Origin of the sequence: Sphaerimonospora thailandensis (genome assembly GCF_016863115.1) — a bacterium.
In the GTDB taxonomy this organism is placed as follows: Bacteria; Actinomycetota; Actinomycetes; order Streptosporangiales; family Streptosporangiaceae; genus Sphaerimonospora; species Sphaerimonospora cavernae.
Genome location: NZ_BOOG01000109.1, coordinates 1 through 3,239, shown reverse-complemented (window position 1 = coordinate 3,239; position 3,239 = coordinate 1). Strand labels below are relative to the sequence as shown.

Genomic DNA, 3,239 nt, shown 5'->3' with positions numbered 1-3,239 from the left:
CTGGTTGCTGTTCGAAAATCACACAGTGGACGCAAGCAAAAAAGCCTTGTGGTCAAGTCCTCGGCCTATTAGTACCGGTCAGCTCCACACGTTACCGCGCTTCCACTCCCAGCCTATCAACCCCATCATCTCTAGGGGGCCTTAACCCTCACGGGTGGGAGACCTCATCTAAAGGCAAGCTTCCCGCTTAGATGCTTTCAGCGGTTATCCCTACCGAACGTAGCCAACCAGCCATGCTCCTGGCGGAACAACTGGCACACCAGAGGTTCGTCCGTCCCGGTCCTCTCGTACTAGGGACAGCCCCTCGCAAGTCTCCTGCGCGCGCAGCGGATAGGGACCGAACTGTCTCGCGACGTTCTAAACCCAGCTCGCGTACCGCTTTAATGGGCGAACAGCCCAACCCTTGGGACCTACTCCAGCCCCAGGATGCGACGAGCCGACATCGAGGTGCCAAACCATCCCGTCGATATGGACTCTTGGGGAAGATCAGCCTGTTATCCCCGGGGTACCTTTTAGCCGTTGAGCGACACCGCTTCCACACGCCGGCGCCGGATCACTAGTCCCAGCTTTCGCTCCTGCTCGACCCGTCAGTCTCACAGTCAAGCCCCCTTGTGCACTTACACTCACCACCTGATTACCAACCAGGCTGAGGGAACCTTTGGGCGCCTCCGTTACCCTTTAGGAGGCAACCGCCCCAGTTAAACTACCCACCAGACACTGTCCCCCACCCGGATCCACGGGCGCGGGTTAGACATCCAAAACGACCAGAGTGGTATTTCACCAATGACTCCACAATGACTAGCGTCACCGCTTCACCGTCTCCCACCTATCCTACACAAGCCGCCCCAAACACCAATGTCAAGCTGCAGTGAAGGTCCCGGGGTCTTTCCGTCCTGCTGCGCGAAACGAGCATCTTTACTCGTACTGCAATTTCACCGGGCCTGTGGTTGAGACAGCGGGGAAGTCGTTACGCCATTCGTGCAGGTCGGAACTTACCCGACAAGGAATTTCGCTACCTTAGGATGGTTATAGTTACCACCGCCGTTTACCGGCGCTTAAGTTCTCACCTTCGCCCACCACAAGGGCAGGCTAAGCGGTCCCCTTAACGTTCCGGCACCGGGCAGGCGTCAGTCCGTATACATCGTCTTACGACTTCGCACGGACCTGTGTTTTTAGTAAACAGTCGCTTCCCCCTGGCCACTGCGACCCCCACCAGCTCACAACGCACGGTCGATCACCAGCAGAGGCCCCCCTTCTCCCGAAGTTACGGGGGCAATTTGCCGAGTTCCTTAACCACAGTTCACCCGACCGCCTCGGTATTCTCTACCTGACCACCTGAGTCGGTTTAGGGTACGGGCCGCCACGGCACTCACTAGAGGCTTTTCTCGGCAGCATAGGATCACCCACTTCACCACAATCGGCTCGGCATCACACCTCAGGCACATGAGGAGCGGATTTACCTACCCCTCGCCCTACATGCTTACCCCGGGACAACCACCGCCCGGGATGGGCTACCTTCCTGCGTCACCCCATCGCTTACCTACTACCAGATCAGGCCGAGCGTTCACCCTCACCCGCCACCCGAAGGCAACAGGGGGCTAAGGACTCTTAGTATCACCAGGTTCAGTATGGGCGCACCACAGCGGGTACGGGAATATCAACCCGTCATCCATCGACTACGCCTGTCGGCCTCGCCTTAGGCCCCGACTAACCCTGGGCGGATCAACCTGCCCCAGGAACCCTTGGTCATCCGGCGCAGAAGTTTCTCACTTCTGACTCGCTACTCATGCCTGCATTCTCACTCGCACACCCTCCACCACACGATCACTCGGCAGCTTCACCGGCGTGTACGACGCTCCCCTACCCACCCACACCACAAAGGCGCAGGTGCCGCGACTTCGGCGGTATGCTTGAGCCCCGCTACATTATCGGCGCGAAATCACTTGACCAGTGAGCTATTACGCACTCTTTCAAGGATGGCTGCTTCTAAGCCAACCTCCTGGTTGTCACTGCGACTCCACATCCTTTCCCACTCAGCACACGCTTAGGGGCCTTAGTCGACGATCTGGGCTGTTTCCCTCTCGACCACGGAGCTTATCCCCCGCAGTCTCACTGCCACGCTCAACTTACCGGCATTCGAAGTTTGGCTGACGTCAGTAACCTTGTCGGGCCCATCAGCCAACCAGAGCCCTACCTCCGGCAAGCACCACGCAACGCTGCACCTAAATGCATTTCGGGGAGAACCAGCTATCACGGAGTTTGATTGGCCTTTCACCCCTACACACAGATCATCCCCCAGGTTTTCAACCCTGGTGGGTTCGGGCCTCCACCCAGTCTTACCTGAGCTTCACCCTGCCCATGCGTAGATCACCCCGCTTCGGGTCCACAGCATGCGACTCAAACGCCCTATTCAGACTCGCTTTCGCTACGGCTCCCCCACCCGGGTTAACCTCGCCACACACCACGACTCGCAGGCTCATTCTTCAAAAGGCACGCAGTCACATCACAGACCAGAACCAAAGCTCCGGCCTACGCTCCCACGGCTTGTAGGCACACGGTTTCAGGTACTATTTCACGACCCCTCACCGGGGCGCTTTTCACCTTTCCCTCACGGTACTCGTTCACTATCGGTCATCAGGAAGTATTCAGGCTTACCAGGTGGTCCTGGCAGATTCACACAGGATTCCTCGAGCCCCGTGCTACTCGGGACAACCCCCAGCAGTCGATGCAGTTTCACCTACCCGGCTCTCACGGTCTCCGGCCGCCCTTCCCAGAACGTTCGACTACCACACCGATTTATCACTGCTTGAGGAGACAGCGGCCTCCTCCAGGGACTCCCACAACCCCGCACACGCAACACCCGCCGGCTATCACACGCGCACGGTTTAGCCTCCTCCGCTTTCGCTCACCACTACTCACGGAATCACTATTGTTTTCTTCTCCTACGGGTACTGAGATGTTTCACTTCCCCGCGTCACCACCAACCGCCCTATACATTCAGACGGCGGCAACACCACATGACTGGTGCTAGGTTTCCCCATTCGGACATCCCCGGATCAACGTCAGGTTGGCGACTCCCCGAGGCTTAACGCAGCCTCCCACGTCCTTCATCGGCTCCTGATGCCAAGGCATCCACCGTGTGCCCTAAACAACTTGGCCACAAAGATGCTCGCGTCCACTATGCAATTCACAAACAACAAACAGAACAACCAGCCCACCCCACCACCAAACACCCGAAA

The 3,239-nt window shown here is 58.0% G+C and carries 1 rRNA gene; it reads right to left on the bottom strand.

The window, feature by feature from the left end:
- Positions 1–48 precede the first annotated feature (48 nt).
- Positions 49–3,159: ribosomal RNA gene (locus Mth01_RS29055) — 23S ribosomal RNA — on the bottom strand.
- Between the last annotated feature and the right edge of the window lie 80 nt (positions 3,160–3,239).